This is a genomic window from Aminobacter sp. MSH1 (assembly GCF_003071665.1).
Classification (GTDB): domain Bacteria; phylum Pseudomonadota; class Alphaproteobacteria; order Rhizobiales; family Rhizobiaceae; genus Aminobacter; species Aminobacter niigataensis.
The window spans coordinates 4,505,177-4,519,933 of the sequence record NZ_CP026265.1 but is presented as its reverse complement, the minus strand read 5'-3'; the positions used below and the strand labels follow the sequence as shown (position 1 = coordinate 4,519,933).

Sequence of the window (14,757 nt, the reverse complement as noted above, 5' to 3'; positions counted from 1 at the left end):
TTGCTCCAGTTGTATTTTCGGTGTCCGGCGTGTTGGCCGGATGATGCTCTATCTGTCCGAGACCTGCCAGCGCGGATTGATCCACGGCTCCTGGTTCGACGGCGCAAGCGGCGTACGGCCTAGGATGTGGTCGGCGGCCTTCTCGCCCGTCATGATCGACGGGCCGTTGAGGTTGCCGTTGGTCACGCGCGGGAAGATCGAGGAGTCGGCGACGCGCAGCCCCTCGACGCCGATCACCCGGCATTCGGGGTCGACCACGCTCGTGGGGTCGTCGGCGCGGCCCATGCGGCAGGTGCCGCAGGGGTGGTAGGCGCTTTCCGAATGCTCGCGGATGAAGGCGTCGAGCTCGTCGTCGGTCTGAACCTGGCTGCCCGGCGAAATCTCATTGCCGCGGAACGGATCGAAGGCCGATTGCGCGAAAATCTCGCGAGTGAGGCGGATGCAGTGCCGGAAGTCCTCCCAGTCGTCGGGATGCGACATGTAGTTGAAGCGGATCTCCGGCTTGGCCCACGGGTCGCTCGAGCGCAGGGTGATCGCGCCGCGCGACTTCGAGCGCATCGGCCCGACATGCGCCTGGAAGCCGTGAGACTTGGCAGCTGCCTTGCCGTCGTAGCGCACGGCTGCCGGAAGGAAGTGGAACTGGATGTCGGGATAGTCGACACCGGCTTTCGAGCGCACGAAGGCCGCCGCCTCGAAATGGTTGGTGGCGCCAAGCCCGGTCTTGAACAGCAGCCATTCTGCCCCGATCAGCGCCTTGGAAAACGGGTTGAAGACCGAATGCAGGGTGATCGGCTGGGTCGCTTCCTGCTGGATGTAGAGCTCCATGTGGTCCTGAAGATTCTGGCCGACGCCACGCCGGTCGGCCACGACGGATATGCCGTGTTGCTTCAGGTGCTCGGCGGGGCCGATGCCCGACAGCATCAGCAGTTTCGGCGAATTGATCGAGGACGCAGCGACGATCACCTCACGCCGCGCCTTGACGACCTGGACCTTCCTGCGCGCTTCGATCTCGACGCCGACGGCGCGTTGATTCTCGATCACCACGCGCCGGGCGAAGCCATTGACGACACGGACATTTCCGCGTTTCAGCGCCGGACGCAGATAGGCGTTGGCGACCGACCAGCGGCGCCCGCCATGGATGGTCTGCTCCATGGCCCCGAAGCCTTCCTGCTTGGAGCCATTGTAGTCGTCGGTGAGCTCGAAGCCGGCCTGCTGGCCTGCTTCGACGAAGGCCTGATAGAGCGGGTTCCTGCGCGGGCCACGCTGCACGTTGAGCGGACCCGAAGTGCCGCGCCAGCCGTCCTCGCCGCCGTTCGAATGCTCCATGCGCTTGAAGTAGGGCAGCACGTCGGCATAGCCCCAGCCGGACGCACCCTGTTCGGCCCAGTGGTCGAAGTCGCGGGCGTGGCCGCGAACGTAGACCATGCCGTTGATCGAAGAAGAGCCGCCGAGCACCTTGCCTCGCGGGGTCGCCAGCGTGCGCCCGCCGAGATGCAGCTCAGGTTCGCTGGAATAGCCCCAGTCGTAGCGGCTCATGTTGAGGGGGATCGACAGCGCGGACGGCATCTGGATCAGGGGGCCGAAGTCGGTGCCGCCATACTCGATGACGATCACCGAGTGCTTGCCGTCCTCCGACAGGCGATAGGCCATGGCCGAGCCGGCGGAGCCGGAGCCGACGATTACGAAATCTGCTTCAAGCATTGTTCACATGAACCATGAAATCGGCGAGCGAGACGTTGCCGCCGGTTGCGACGACGAGCACGGTCTTGCCGGCTACGTCGACCTTTCCTCCCAGAAGTGCCGCCAGCGACGAGGCGCCCGAGGGCTCGAGCACGAGCTTCAGGCGCTCGAACGCTACCTTCATCGCACTGCGGATGGCTGCGTCCTCGACAGTCAGTCCGCGCACATTGGTCGTCGTGACCGCGGCATAAGGTGCTTCGCCCGGCTTGCGTGCCATCAGGCCGTCGCAGATCGATTTCGGACCCAGCGGCATGGTTTCGATCGCGCCATGGGCGAGCGACGAGCCCATACCGTTGAAGCCTTCCGGTTCCACCGCGAACACCTGTGTTGATGGCGACAGGTAGTGGAAGGCGAGCGAGACGCCGCCAATGAGTCCACCGCCGCCGACCGGGCAGAGCACGATGTCGGCCGCAACACGTTTCGCCGCCAGTTGGTCGAGCGCTTCGAGCCCGGCACCGGCCTGGCCGGCGACGATTTCGGGGTCGTCGAAGGGATGGAGCAAGGCGAGGCCCTCGGTGTCCGAGATTTCGCGCGCCTTGGCGGCGGCGACTTCTTCGCGGGCGCGGTCGCCATGGTCGGTCAGCACCACGCGGGCGCCGTAACCCTTGGTCGCCTCGCGCTTGGCTGCAGGCACATCGATCGGCATGACGATGGTGACGGGAATGCCGAGCGCCTGGCCGGCGGCGGCAAGGCCCTGGGCGAAGTTGCCGGACGAATAGGCAACCACGCCGCGCCGCGCCTCGTCAGCTGTGAGCTGCTTGAGCCGCCAGTAGGCGCCGCGCGCCTTGAACGAGCCTGCCCATTGCAGCGACTCCGCCTTGACGAAGACGCGCGCCGCGCCGGTCTGGCGGGCCAGCGCAGCGGATTCGAGCAGGGGCGTCAGCTGCGTCGCACGCGATGTTTCGGCATAGGCCTGGCGGAGCCTGTCCAGGGTGGGGACTGTTGTCGTCATCATTCGCCTCTCGGGAAACGCTTGCTCTCTTCGAGCACGTTCAGGTCCATGTGGTTGCGCATGTAGCGCTCGGATGCTTTCTGCAGCGGCTGGAAATCCCACGGATAGTAGGCGCCGTTGCGCAGCGTGGGATAAATCACCCAGCGGCGTGCCTGGCTTTCGCGCACGGCCGCATCGAAAGAGGCCATGTCCCAGCGAGCGTGGACCTTGGCCACGAAGTCGGCCACCAGATCAGCATGAGCAGGGTCTGCGGCCAGGTTGTCGAGCTCCTGCGGATCCGATTCCAGATCAAACAGTTGCGGCGGGTCGATCTCGCAATGGACGAACTTGAAACGGCCGTCGCGGATGGCGACCAGCGGGCAATAGGAACCCTCGGCGGCATATTCCATGAGCACGGGGGCGGTTCGCTGCTCGCCGCGCATCAGCGGCAGAAGCGACTGTCCGTCGGTCCAGGGCATGATGGCCGAAAGGTCGATGCCGGCGAGGTCGCACAGCGTCGGCAGCACATCGAGATTGGAGGTCGGCGCCTCGATCAGTCCGGCGGGCAGGCCCATGCCTGATATCATCAGCGGCACGCGCGCCGAGCCCTCGTAGAAGCACATCTTGAACCACAGGCCGCGCTCGCCGAGCATGTCGCCGTGGTCGGAGCAGAACAGGATGACCGTGTCATCGAGCATGCGCGTGCGCTCGAGCACCGACAGCAATTCGCCGACCTTGTCGTCGATGTAGGAGATGTTGGCGAAGTAGCCGCGGCGCGAGCGGCGTACCTGCTCGGGCGTGATGTCGAAACTGGCGTAGTCGCTGGCGAGATAGAGGCGCTGCGAATGCGGGTCCTGTTGCTCGGTCGGGATGAAGCCGACCTCGGGATCGAGGGCAGGGCTATCCTCGTAGAGGTCCCAATATTGGCGCCGCGCGACATAGGGGTCGTGCGGGTGAGTGAACGAGACGGTGAGGCACCACGGGCGACGCTCGGCCTGATCAGAGGTGCGTGCGAAGTCGTAGAGCTTCTGGGTCGCTAGGAAAGCGACCTCGTCGTCATACTCCATCTGGTTGGTGATCTCGGCCGTGCCGGCGCCGGTGACCGAGCCGAGATTGTGATACCACCAGTCGATGCGCTCACCCGGCTTGCGGTAGTCCGGCGTCCAGCCGAAATCGGCGGGATAGATGTCGGTCGTCAGGCGCTCCTCGAAGCCGTGCAACTGGTCCGGGCCGACGAAATGCATCTTGCCTGACAGCACGGTGTGGTAGCCGGCGGCACGCAGGTGGTGAGCGAAGGTCGGAATGGAGGAAGTGAATTCGGCAGCGTTGTCGTAGACCCCGGTGCGGGATGGCAACTGTCCACTCATGAAGGCGGCACGGCCGGGCGCGCAGAGCGGCGAGGCGGTGTAGTTGTTCCTGAACCGTGTCGACCGTGCCGCCAGCGCCTTGAGATGCGGGGCATGCAGGAAGTCGGCGGGGCCGTCTGGGAAGAGCGTTCCGGCCAACTGGTCGACCATGACGATGAGGATGTTGGGCTTGCTGGTCATCGTGCGCGGGCCGCCTGCGACAGCTTGGTTTCCAGATAGTCCTCGACCAGCGCGATCGCCGAAGCGGCATTGGGGATGCCGTCGCGCAGGGCCCGGCGAATGTAGAGCCCGTCGATCATCGCTGCTGTCGCCTCGGCGACGTGCTCGGCGTCCGCGCGGGGCAGCAGGCGCGCAAGGCCGCTCATCAGGTTCGAATGAAGGCGATGGGCGTAGATCCGCAGCAGGCGGCGCAGACCCGGCGACTTCTGCGCCTCGACGTAGAAGGCAAGCCAGGCGGCGATGGTTGCGGCGCGGAACTGCTTGTCGGAGAAATTGACCGAGATGACGGCCGACACGCGTGCACGCGGGGTCTCGGCAACGCGCAGTGCCGCGGTGGTGTCGGTCAGCAACTCGGACAGGAGATGCCGCATGGTGGCGGCGAGCAGGTCTTCCTTGGCGCCGAAATAGTGGTGGGCGAGGGCGGAAGACACGCCGGCGCGGCCCGCGATCTCCGACATGGTCACATCAAGGCTGCCGCGCTCGCCGATCGCCGAGATCGTCGCGTCGATCAGCGCCCTGCGGCGCAGCGGTTCCATTCCGACCTTGGGCATACAAACTCCTCCAGCGGCCAAACTATTTTTAATTGACGCATCAATCAATAAAAAACACGGCGCATTTCGTCTCGAATGCGCCTGTTCATATTTGAACGGAATTGAAGGGCGTTGGAATCGCCCGGCAAATGGCGCAACATAGAACTGGCGATGGAGACGAAGATGACCGCATGCATCGTGGGCTGGGCGCATTCGCGCTTCGGCAAGCTGGAAGGCGAGACGCTGGAAAGCCTGATTACGCAGGTTGCCACCGAGGCGCTGGCGCATGCCGGCATCGGGCCTGACGACGTCGACGAGATCGTGCTTGGCCACTTCAACGCCGGCTTTTCCGCCCAGGATTTCACCGCGAGCCTTGTGCTGCAGGCCGACGACCGCCTGCGCTTCAAGCCGGCGACGCGCGTCGAGAATGCCTGCGCCACGGGTTCGGCAGCGGTGCGCCAGGGCATCCGCGCGGTGAACGCCGGCCAGCGCATCGTGCTTGTGGTCGGCGCCGAGCAGATGACCACAACGCCTGGACCCGAGATCGGCAAGAACCTGCTGCGCGCTTCCTATCTACCCGAAGACGGCGACACCCCGGCCGGTTTTGCCGGTGTGTTCGGCAAGATCGCCCAGGCCTACTTTCAGCGTTATGGCGACCAGTCGGACGCGCTGGCGATGATCGCCGCCAAGAACCACAAGAACGGCGTGGACAATCCTTATGCCCAGTTGCGCAGGGATTTCGGCTTCGACTTCTGTCGTCAGGAGAGCGAGAAGAACCCGTTCGTCGCTGGACCGTTGAAGCGTACCGACTGTTCGCTGGTTTCGGACGGGGCTGCAGCCCTGGTGCTGACAGACAGCACGACTGCGCTGAAGATGCGCCGGGCGATCGCCTTCCGCGCCAACGAGCATGTGCAGGACTTCCTGCCGATGTCGAAGCGCGACATCCTGCAGTTCGAAGGCTGCGAGGTGGCGTGGAACAAGGCGCTGAAGTCGGCCGGCATTTCGCTCGACGACCTCTCCTTCGTCGAGACGCATGACTGCTTCACCATCGCCGAGCTGATCGAATACGAGGCCATGGGCCTGGCACCGCGCGGCGAGGGCGCCCGCATCGCCATGGAAGGCATCACCGCCAAGGACGGCCGCCTGCCGGTCAATCCCTCCGGCGGTCTCAAGTCGAAGGGCCATCCGATCGGCGCAACCGGTGTCTCGATGCATGTGTTGACCGCCATGCAGCTTGCGGGCGAGGCTGGCGGCATCCAGGTCAAGGACGCCAAGCTCGGCGGTATCTTCAACATGGGCGGTGCCGCGGTCGCCAACTACGTGTCGATCCTGGACCGCATCAGATGAGGCATTCCGCCGTTGTTATCGGCGGTGCGTCGGGCGTCGGCCTTGCAGTGGCTGAACGCCTGATATCGGACGGATGGCCGGTGGCGGTGATCGATGACGACGGCGGCGCGCTCGAGGCGGCCGAGGACCAGATCGACAACGACGAGGTCGTGTTCATCGAATGCGACCCGACCGACGAGGATGACATCGCCGAGGCGTTCGACCAGGTTGTGGACCGGCTTGGTCTTGTCGGCGGGCTTGTCTCGATGGCGAGTTTCGCCCGCAGTGCCGCCATCGAGGACACCAGCGCCGAGATGTTGCGGGAAGCGCTCGACGTCAACCTCGTTGCCCCCTTCATCGCCGCGCGGGCAGCGCTGGAGCGGATGGGCGCCTCGCTGTCCATCGTCAGCATCGGGACCGTGGCGGGCCTTCGGGCCCATCATGGGCAATTGGCCGTCGCCGCGTCGCAGGCCGGGCTCAAGCTCATGTCGGAAGTGCTGGCGCTGGAGTATGCCGGCCGGGGCGTGCGCGTGAATGCCATAGCCGCCGGGCCTGCGGACGTGGATGCTGCAAGCAATGGCGGCATCGCAGCCCATCATGTGCCGCAAGGCCGCGGTGCTGAGCCGGATGAAATTGCCGCCGCCGCTGCTTTCCTGCTTTCGCCGGAAGCCAGCTACATCAATGGCCACACGCTCGCGGTGGATGGCGGATTTCTCGCCGGTGGGTTATCGGGGAACAGATCATGATGCTTGGCTGACCGCTGGCGGAAATGACCCCAACCTCGATCTCGCAAGCGCATGAAGGCACGCACACAATGACAAATCCGGTCCTGGTCGAGGTGCTACGCGGCGATCTCGTTGAAAGCGTACATCGCGGCGCGGTTGTCGTTGTCGATGCCGATGGCACGCAGAAGCTTGCCTTGGGCGACGCCACGCAGCCAGTGTTTCCGCGCTCGGCGGTCAAGGCCATCCAGGCGCTGCCCTTCGTCGAAAGTGGCGCGGCCGATGCCTATGGCTTTGGCGATCGCGAACTGGCGCTTGCCTGCGCGTCGCATTCGGGCGAGCCGGCTCATGCCGAACTGGCCAATGCGATGCTGGCCAAGGCCGGTCTCGGGCCGGATGAGCTGGAGTGCGGCGCGCATTGGCCTTCGAACCATGCGGCGACGATTGCACTAGCGCGCAGCGGGGCGTCGCCGAGCGCGTTGCACAACAATTGTTCGGGCAAGCACTCGGCTTTCGTCTGTACCTGCCGTCACCTCGGCATGGCCCATCTCGGCTATGTCAGACCCGAGCATCGCTTCCAGCAGATGATCCGCGAGACGATGGAAGCCGTCACCGGTGCACCCCATAACGAAATGAACCGCGGAACCGACGGCTGCTCCATCCCGACCTTTGCCGTGCCGTTGCATAATCTCGCACTCGGTTTTGCGCGCATGGTCACTGGCAATGGCCTCGGCACGGAAAGAGCCAAGGCCGCGCGGCGGCTGATGTCGGCATGCATGGCGGAACCTTTCCAGGTCGCTGGAACCGACAGGGCTGATACGGAGTTGATGCAAGCTGCACCAGGACGGATCTTCGTCAAGGTCGGTGCCGAAGGCGTTTTTTGCGCGGCCTTGCCGGAACTTGGCCTCGGCATTGCGATTAAATGCGACGACGGCGCGGGCAGGGCTGCCGAGGTTATGATCGCGGCGGTCCTAGCAAAGCTTTTGGCTGGAGACGAGGCCTTGTCCGGGACACTGGACAAGGCGGCGAGGCCGGTGCTGAAGAACTGGAACGGAATCGAAGTTGCATCGCTTCGACCGACTTCCGCGTTCGCCTGAAAGCATAAGTAGTCGGTCAGTTTGGCTGGCTTGTTATCGGAGCTATGAACACCTAGGTTTATTTCATGAGCAGAGCTTTCACCCGCGAAGACGACAGCGAAAACGTCATTGCCGATATCGGCGAGCGGCCGGTCAGTTCGTCCCGCAACCTCGTGACCGAACAAGGGCTGGCCCATATCGAGGCCCAACTCGCGAGCCTGCGCGAGGATCTGGCAAAGGCGGAAGCCGATGCTGACCGGGAGCGGATCGCGACCGTGTCGCGCGACCTGCGCTATTGGCAGTCCCGCCGGGAGACGGCCGAAGTGTCGGTTCCCGAGCCTGACAGTACGGTTGTCCGCTTCGGGATGAAGGTTGTCGTCGAAGATGACAATGGCAAACGCAACGTCTGGGAAATCGTCGGTGAAGACGAAGCCGATGCAGCCAAGGGCCGCATCTCGCATTCCTCGCCTATGGCTATAGCGCTGTTCGGCAAATCCGTTGGCGATGTCGCTTCGGTCAACGGGCATGAGTGGGAAATCGTCGAGTTCGCCAGCTAGGCTTCGATTGGAACCGTGTGGTCGCGGAAGAACGCGGCCGCACCTGTCTCGTCGATCTCGCCGGCGGCGACCATCAATACGAATTGAATGATGTCTTCTTGCGCTGCTTCGACGCTCAATCCGTTGAAATATAGAAACAAATCCGCTGCTGCAAAGGCAGTTCGTTTGTTGCCGTCGACGAATGGGTGGTTCTTGGCTATGCCAAACAAATAAGCGGCTGCGAGGTCACAGAGGTTTGGCTCGCCATACGCTTGCTTCTGAAGCGGCCGTGCAAGGGCCGATTCCAGCATATCCTCGGATCGTACGCCTTGAGCGCCTCCGTGCAGCTTCAGTTGCTCGGCGTGTAGCGCCTCGACGAACTGACGCGAATGGAACTCAATCATTTGGCGAGGGCGCGATACGCGACCTCATATTTCTTCATCCGCTCGCGCGCGATCTTCATCTTGCGTTCGAACTCTTCCGGATCATCCTCAGCCGGCCGAAGCCGCAACTCGTTGCCATCCTCGGTGAGGACGAGCGTGTCACCCGCGCGCAGATTATGCCGCTCGAGCACTTCCTTCGGCAGGATCACGCCTTCCGAGTTTCCGATCTTGCGAACAGTCACGTTCATGGCTGCGTCTCCATGTTATAACTTATGTATAACATGCGTGCGGATGCGATCCAAGCCATTGTCGCACCGTAGCGCCGCCACTATACCTGTGGTCTGACTGCTGATGCGGTCGTGAAAGAGCATTGCCGGAGAGACAGCCCATGGCGCAGGACGACAGCATTTTCATTGGTGCCAGCCGCAAGCCCGACGACAGTTATCAGCGGCCCGAAGATCTGTTGCTGAAGTACGGCAATCGCCATGGCCTAGTTACCGGTGCCACAGGTACCGGCAAGACGGTAACACTGCAGATTCTCGCCGAAGGCTTTTCGAACGCCGGTGTTCCGGTGTTCTGCGCCGACATCAAGGGCGACCTGTCGGGCATCGCCATGATGGGCGAGGCCAAGGATTTTCTCACGGCCCGTGCCGAGGCGATCAAGCTCGACCCGTATGATTTCCAGGAATTCCCCGTCATCTTCTGGGATCTGTTTGGAGAACAGGGCCATCCAATCCGCGCGACCATATCGGAGATGGGACCGCTGCTGCTGTCGCGGCTGATGAACCTCAGCGAAGCGCAAGAAGGCGTGCTCAACATCGCCTTCCGCATCGCCGACGAAGAAGGGATGCTGCTCCTCGATATGAAGGACTTGCAGTCATTGCTCGCCAACGTCGCCGAGCGGGCCGACGAGATCGGCGCGCGCTATGGCAATGTCACCAAACCGTCGGTCGGCGCCATCCAGCGGTCGCTGTTGGTCCTGGAGCAGCAGGGCGGCAACAACTTCTTCGGCGAACCCGCACTGAAGATTGCCGATATCATGCGCACGACGCGTGATGGTCGCGGCGCGATCAACGTGCTGGCCGCCGACAAGCTGATGATGAACCCGCGGCTCTACGCGACGTTCCTGCTCTGGCTACTGTCGGAGCTGTTCGAGGTGCTGCCGGAAGTCGGCGACCCGGACAAGCCCAAGCTGGTCTTCTTCTTTGACGAGGCGCATCTTCTGTTCGACGAGGCGCCGAAGATCGTCGTCGACCGGGTCGAGCAGGTCGTGCGCCTGATCCGCTCCAAGGGCGTTGGTGTCTATTTTGTCACCCAGAACCCGCTCGACGTGCCCGAAACCGTTCTGGCGCAGCTCGGCAACCGCGTGCAGCATGCGCTGCGCGCTTACACGCCGCGGGAGCAGAAGGCGGTGAAGACGGCCGCCGACACTTTCCGCCCCAACCCTGACTTCGATTGTGCCAAGGCGATCACCCAGCTCGGAACCGGCGAGGCGCTGGTCTCGACGCTCGAAGCCAAGGGCGTTCCGTCGATGGTGCAGCGGACGCTGATACGCCCGCCGGCCTCGCGGCTTGGCCCGATCACGCCGCAGGAGCGCCAGAAGCTGATCAGCGAGAGCCCGGTCGCCGGGCAGTACGACCAGACGGTTGACCGTGAATCGGCGTTCGAAATGCTGCAGAAGAAGGCGCTCGACGCGCAGAAGGCGCAAGAACAGGCCCAGCAGGCGAATACCGGTGGCGGTGGTGGTGGTTGGACCATTCCGGGCTTTGGCAATGACGCGCCGCCGGCTTCGGGCGGCCGCAACACGGGCAGTGCGCCGAGGCCGCGGACTTCAAACCGACAGACGGTGACCGAAGCGGCACTGAAGTCGGTCGTGCGCTCTGTTGGTTCGTCTGTCGGCCGTGCGCTGGTGCGCGGAATTCTCGGAAGCCTGAAGAAGGGCTTCTGACCCGAGAAGCCAATAGCAAAACGGCGCGTCGATGACGCGCCGTTTTTCGTTGATGGCTGAGCCCAGGGTCAGGCAGTGCCGAGGCCGCTGGTGACCAGGATCGGCGTCTTGCCGGGCACGCGATCATAGAGATCGATGATGTCCTGGTTCATCAGGCGCACGCAGCCCGACGACACCGACTTGCCGATCGTCCACCATTCCGGCGAACCGTGGACGCGATAGAGCGTGTCCTCGTTGTTCTGGAAGATATAGAGCGCGCGCGCGCCGAGCGGGTTGTTGAGGCCCGGGGCCATGCCGCCATTCCTGACGCTGTACTTTTCGAGGTCGGGCTGGCGGCCGATCATTTCGTCCGGCGGCGTCCACTTGGGCCACTTGCGCTTCCACTGGATGACAGCGCGGCCCTGCCAGGCAAAGCCGGCACGACCGAGGCCGACGCCATAGCGCATCGCTTCGCCGTTTTCGCGAACGAGGTAGAGGAAGTGCGTCGAGGTGTCGACGACCACGGTGCCGGGGCGCTCGCCAGTGGGGTCGCGGACGATCTGGCGCAGGAACTGCGGCTTCACTTTCTTGAGCGGGATGCCGGGGATTTCATAGCCTTCGTCGGCGACCGGGGCATACATGCTGGCATAGTCGCCACCGAAAGCGGGATCGACGCTCATGGGCGGTGCAACCGGAGGTGCATCGACGATCTGACCGCCTCCGCCAACCGTGGAGCAGGCAGAAAGCGCTGCCGACGCGGCGCCCGCTGCCGCCAGGTTCAAAAAGCCGCGACGGCTGAGCGGACGTGATTCTGTAAATGTGGACATGACTGCGATCTAGAGTTCCAGTTCGAAAGAAATGGTGAATTTAGAGGAAACCAACTGCGTCGCCCCTTAACGCTCGCGGAGATAGGCGGGTCAAATTCCGACCTTAGGGTGGACAAAGCATGGCGAAGGTGTGACAGGCCAATCACTGTTGCGTTATGGCAACAATATTGACCTATGGTAAGCTAACCAATTGTAACTAAACCTTCCAGAGAAGGTAGGATCAGCGATGGAGGCAGGTCGCGATACTCGTCCGGCTGGTTGCTGCGGTTGATCCAGACGGTGCGGCAGCCGAACTTTGCCGCCCCTGCAATGTCCCAGCGATTGGACGACTGGAACGACATTGCTTCCGGGTAAAGACGCCAACTGCTGGCGACGAGATCATAGACCGCCTGGTCCGTCTTGAATCGGCGGACGCTGTCGACCGAGAACACCTCGTCGAGGATCAGGTCCAGCCCGGCCGAGCGCACGGCCGCTTCCAGCATGTCTGGCGAACCGTTGGAGAGAATGGCCAGCCGTGCGCCGTTGTCCTTCAGGTTGCGCAGCACTGCCGGAACCTCGGGATAGCAATCGAGGCGCCAATAAGCGTCGAGCAGCTTGCTGCGCATCGCGGGATCGACCGACGGCACCTTGCGGAATGCGAAGTCGAGCGCCTGCTCGGTGAGCTGCCAGAAATCGGCATAGGCGCCCATGAGCGTCCGCACCCAGGAATACTCGAGCTGCTTGGCCCGCCAAATCTCGGAAAGCAGCTGGCCCTCGGGTCCGATGTCGGCCGAATGGCGGCGAACCGCCGCATGGACGTCGAACAGCGTGCCATAGGCATCGAATATGTAGGCTGCGTGGCGCATGCCTTTGGTTGTCCAACGGCTTGGTTCCGAGCGCAAGCGCAACTATCGGCTGGCTCCAACATTTCGGCTTGCTGCCGATTGACGGGGCGCGCCAAAGCCTCTTCCATACCGGCGATCAACAAGATGGATGGGAAAACACCATGACGCTCGCGGCGGCTGCACAATCCACGACCTGGAGCTTTGTCGATGGCGACTGGCACGAGGGCAACGTTGCGATCATTGGCCCGCGAAGCCATGCCATGTGGCTCGGCTCCACCGTCTTCGATGGCGGCCGTTGGTTCGAAGGCGTGGCTCCCGACCTTGAAGCACATTCGCGCCGGGTCAATTCTTCGGCCATCGCATTGGGCCTGAAGCCGACCATGAGCCCGGAACAGATCGTCGGGCTGACCTGGGACGGGCTCAAGAAATTCGACGGCAAGACTGCTGTCTACATCCGGCCGATGTATTGGGCCGAGCACGGTGGCTACATGGGCGTGCCGGCCGACCCTGCGTCGACGCGGTTCTGCCTGTGCCTGTACGAATCGCCGATGCTTCCGCCGACCGGCTTTTCGATTTGCTTGTCGCCGTTTCGGCGGCCAACTCTCGAAACCATGCCGACCAATGCCAAGGCAGGCTGCCTCTATCCAAACAACGGCAGGGCAATCCTCGACGCCAAGATGCGCGGTTTCGACAATGCCCTGGTGCTCGACATGCTAGGCAACGTCGCCGAAACCGCCTCGTCCAACATCTTCCTGGTCAAGAACGGGCAAGTGTTCACCCCGGCGCCCAATGGAACTTTCCTTTCCGGGATCACCCGCAGCCGCACGATTTCGCTTCTTGCCGGCAGCGGTGTCTCTGTGGTCGAAAAGACGCTTTCGGTGCGCGAGTTCCTCGAAGCCGATGAAATCTTCTCCACCGGCAATCACTCCAAGGTTGTTCCGGTCACGCGCATCGAGGAGCGAATTCTGCAGCCCGGACCGGTAGCAAAAAAATCGCGCGAGCTATATTGGGAGTGGGCGCACTCGACCGGCAAGGCCTGAGTGTAGCGAAGAAAAACAGCGCCTCTCATCTGTTGTCACACGATGATGACGACCTATCTGTAGACGGCATAGTCATGCCGCGAAATTGCCAGCAAGGGAGTATGATCCATGGCTTTTGAATTGCCCGAATTACCCTACGACTACGAGGCGCTACAGCCCTTCATGTCGAAGGAGACGCTTGAGTATCATCACGACAAGCACCACAAGGCCTATGTCGACAACGGCAACAAGCTGGCTGCCGAAGCAGGCATGGACAAGCTGTCGCTGGAAGAGGTCGTGAAGCAGTCGTTCGGCAAGAATGCCGGCCTGTTCAACAACGCCGCCCAGCATTACAACCACGTCCACTTCTGGAAGTGGATGAAGAAGGGCGGCGGCGGCAGCAAGCTGCCCGGCGCGCTGCAGAAGGCGGTAGATGCCGACCTCGGCGGCTACGACAAGTTCAAGGCTGATTTCATTGCCGCCGGCACGACGCAGTTCGGTTCGGGCTGGGCGTGGCTTTCGGTCAAGGATGGCAAGCTCGCCATCTCCAAGACCCCGAACGGCGAGAACCCGCTGGTTCACGGCGCGACCCCGATCCTCGGCGTCGATGTCTGGGAGCACTCCTACTACATCGACTACCGCAACGCCCGCCCGAAATATCTCGAGGCGTTCGTCGACAGCCTGATCAACTGGGACTACGTGCTCGAGCGTTACGAAAACGCCTGAGCCTGGTTCACCCACGAAAAGCCCCGGCAAGTCCGGGGCTTTTTTTGTCGAGAGAACGCAAATTTATTCCACCGACTCACGTAAGCGTGAGGAGAATCTTGGGACGAATTGGGCCAGTTTCGCCGTTCACCCTAGGCAGCTTTTGCAACCGAAAGAGGACCTGATGAGAAAATTTGTGCTCGCCGTCGCAGCGCTGGCGCTCGCATCCACTGCAGCATTCGCCGATGTGATTACCGACCGTCAGGCGGTGATGAAGGAGAACGCAAGGCAAGTCGGCACGCTCGTCAAGATGGTGAAGGGCGAATCCGCTTTCGACGCCGCCACCGTTCTGGCGGCCTTGACGGCGCTCAACGACAATGTCCAGAAAATCGATGTCGCGGCGTCGTTCCCGGTAGGAAGCGACAAGGGCGACACCACTGCATCCCCCAAGATCTGGGAGGATCCGGCTGGATTCCAGGCCGAGGTCGACAAATTCAAGGCAGTGACGGCCTCGGCAGTTGGCGCCCCGGCCCAGGACCTGGACGCCTTGAAGGCACAGGTCGGCACCATCGGCCAGACCTGCGGCACCTGCCATGAGGCGTTTCGCGTCAAGAAGGGTTGATCC

At 62.8% G+C, this 14,757-nt stretch carries 16 protein-coding genes; 8 read left to right on the top strand and 8 right to left on the bottom strand.

All coding sequences use genetic code 11. The features are described 5' to 3' along the window. Positions 1-48: 48 nt before the first annotated feature. Genes betA through betI form a run of 4 tightly spaced genes read right to left on the bottom strand, consistent with a single transcriptional unit; the run spans position 49 to position 4,808 of the window. Positions 49-1,701, bottom strand: coding sequence for a choline dehydrogenase (gene betA, locus CO731_RS22305; RefSeq protein WP_108608855.1), 1,653 nt, complete (start codon positions 1,699-1,701; stop codon positions 49-51). Continuing rightward, a complete protein-coding gene (locus CO731_RS22300; RefSeq protein ID WP_108608854.1) occupies positions 1,694-2,695 on the bottom strand; it encodes a threonine/serine dehydratase in 1,002 nt (333 codons plus the stop codon). Before CO731_RS22300 ends, betA begins: the two co-directional genes overlap by 8 nt. After that, the gene (gene betC, locus CO731_RS22295; RefSeq protein WP_108608853.1) at positions 2,692-4,218 is read right to left on the bottom strand and encodes a choline-sulfatase; all 1,527 of its coding nucleotides are present in this window, start codon (positions 4,216-4,218) and stop codon (positions 2,692-2,694) included. Before betC ends, CO731_RS22300 begins: the two co-directional genes overlap by 4 nt. Next, positions 4,215-4,808, bottom strand: a complete 594-nt coding sequence (gene betI / locus CO731_RS22290; protein WP_108608852.1) for a transcriptional regulator BetI — start codon at positions 4,806-4,808, stop codon at positions 4,215-4,217. The genes betC and betI overlap by 4 nt, the downstream gene beginning before the upstream one ends. A gap of 162 nt (positions 4,809-4,970) precedes the next feature. Here betI and CO731_RS22285 point away from each other — a divergent pair, with 162 nt between their 5' ends. The 4 genes from CO731_RS22285 to CO731_RS22270 all read left to right on the top strand — a co-directional run bounded on the left by CO731_RS22285 (position 4,971) and on the right by CO731_RS22270 (position 8,468). Beyond that, complete coding sequence (locus CO731_RS22285) at positions 4,971-6,134, top strand: acetyl-CoA acetyltransferase (RefSeq protein WP_108609994.1); 1,164 nt, start codon at positions 4,971-4,973, stop codon at positions 6,132-6,134. Next, positions 6,131-6,859: an SDR family oxidoreductase gene (locus CO731_RS22280; RefSeq protein ID WP_108608851.1), complete on the top strand. Its 729-nt coding sequence runs from the start codon at positions 6,131-6,133 to the stop codon at positions 6,857-6,859. The genes CO731_RS22285 and CO731_RS22280 overlap by 4 nt, the downstream gene beginning before the upstream one ends. 68 nt (positions 6,860-6,927) lie before the next feature. Beyond that, positions 6,928-7,932, top strand: coding sequence for an asparaginase (locus CO731_RS22275; protein WP_108609993.1), 1,005 nt, complete (start codon positions 6,928-6,930; stop codon positions 7,930-7,932). 65 nt (positions 7,933-7,997) lie between these two features. Then, complete coding sequence (locus CO731_RS22270) at positions 7,998-8,468, top strand: GreA/GreB family elongation factor (RefSeq protein ID WP_108608850.1); 471 nt, start codon at positions 7,998-8,000, stop codon at positions 8,466-8,468. Here the strand turns inward: CO731_RS22270 and CO731_RS22265 are convergent. Together CO731_RS22265 and CO731_RS22260 are read right to left on the bottom strand one after the other, a co-directional pair. Then, positions 8,465-8,851 (bottom strand): type II toxin-antitoxin system death-on-curing family toxin, encoded by a 387-nt coding sequence (locus tag CO731_RS22265; protein WP_108608849.1) that lies wholly within the window; start codon positions 8,849-8,851, stop codon positions 8,465-8,467. The two genes, CO731_RS22270 and CO731_RS22265, sit on opposite strands and share 4 nt — an antisense overlap. After that, positions 8,848-9,078, bottom strand: coding sequence for an AbrB/MazE/SpoVT family DNA-binding domain-containing protein (locus CO731_RS22260; RefSeq protein WP_108608848.1), 231 nt, complete (start codon positions 9,076-9,078; stop codon positions 8,848-8,850). The genes CO731_RS22265 and CO731_RS22260 overlap by 4 nt, the downstream gene beginning before the upstream one ends. Before the next feature lie 140 nt (positions 9,079-9,218). Between CO731_RS22260 and CO731_RS22255 the strand changes: the two genes are divergently transcribed. Further along, complete coding sequence (locus tag CO731_RS22255) at positions 9,219-10,778, top strand: helicase HerA-like C-terminal domain-containing protein (protein WP_108608847.1); 1,560 nt, start codon at positions 9,219-9,221, stop codon at positions 10,776-10,778. Positions 10,779-10,846: 68 nt separating this feature from the next. Here CO731_RS22255 and CO731_RS22250 read toward each other — a convergent pair whose 3' ends face one another. Together CO731_RS22250 and CO731_RS22245 are read right to left on the bottom strand one after the other, a co-directional pair. Then, positions 10,847-11,584, bottom strand: coding sequence for a L,D-transpeptidase (locus tag CO731_RS22250; RefSeq protein WP_108608846.1), 738 nt, complete (start codon positions 11,582-11,584; stop codon positions 10,847-10,849). A gap of 182 nt (positions 11,585-11,766) precedes the next feature. Then, positions 11,767-12,429: a haloacid dehalogenase type II gene (locus tag CO731_RS22245; RefSeq protein WP_108608845.1), complete on the bottom strand. Its 663-nt coding sequence runs from the start codon at positions 12,427-12,429 to the stop codon at positions 11,767-11,769. 140 nt (positions 12,430-12,569) lie between these two features. Between CO731_RS22245 and CO731_RS22240 the strand changes: the two genes are divergently transcribed. The 3 genes from CO731_RS22240 to CO731_RS22230 all read left to right on the top strand — a co-directional run bounded on the left by CO731_RS22240 (position 12,570) and on the right by CO731_RS22230 (position 14,754). Continuing rightward, complete coding sequence (locus CO731_RS22240; RefSeq protein WP_108609992.1) at positions 12,570-13,448, top strand: branched-chain amino acid aminotransferase; 879 nt, start codon at positions 12,570-12,572, stop codon at positions 13,446-13,448. A 108-nt stretch (positions 13,449-13,556) separates the two neighbouring features. Further along, on the top strand, positions 13,557-14,153 hold the full coding sequence (locus tag CO731_RS22235) for a superoxide dismutase (RefSeq protein ID WP_108608844.1): 597 nt from the start codon (positions 13,557-13,559) through the stop codon (positions 14,151-14,153). 163 nt (positions 14,154-14,316) lie between these two features. Beyond that, positions 14,317-14,754, top strand: coding sequence for a cytochrome c (locus CO731_RS22230; protein WP_108608843.1), 438 nt, complete (start codon positions 14,317-14,319; stop codon positions 14,752-14,754). Positions 14,755-14,757: the final 3 nt, after the last annotated feature.